The sequence below is a fragment of the Citrobacter sp. TBCS-14 genome (assembly GCF_005280805.1).
GTDB lineage: Bacteria > Pseudomonadota > Gammaproteobacteria > Enterobacterales > Enterobacteriaceae > Citrobacter > Citrobacter gillenii.
The window spans coordinates 295-577 of sequence record NZ_SZWM01000574.1; the positions used below are offsets into that span (position 1 = coordinate 295).

The window sequence follows — 283 nt, forward strand, 5'->3', positions numbered from 1 at the left end:
AGAACTCCCTTGGGTGATGCTCGGCATTATCGGCTTTATCACCTTCCTCGCGCTGGGTTGGCAGTTTAGCCATAAACGCCCGTCACGCGGCATGCTGGAACCTGATGCCTGATAGCTGACCAGACGTCCCGGACTCAATTTCAGTTTTTTCTGCTGGTGCCCGGGCCGCTGGTGCTGGATGCTGCTTTGTGTCACGATTACGCCACAAGTATCATGTTGAGGAACCCCATGAAAAAGAATCAGGTATATGGCTACACTGTGCCAGTTTCCGCCCGAGAAGGTC

Annotated in this window: 1 protein-coding gene; it reads left to right on the plus strand. The window is 53.7% G+C overall.

Annotated elements, in window-relative coordinates; all coding sequences use genetic code 11:
* Positions 1–112: hypothetical protein (locus tag FDX22_RS31460; RefSeq protein WP_255432985.1), on the plus strand; the 112-nt coding region annotated here is incomplete at its 5' end.
* Between the last annotated feature and the right edge of the window lie 171 nt (positions 113–283).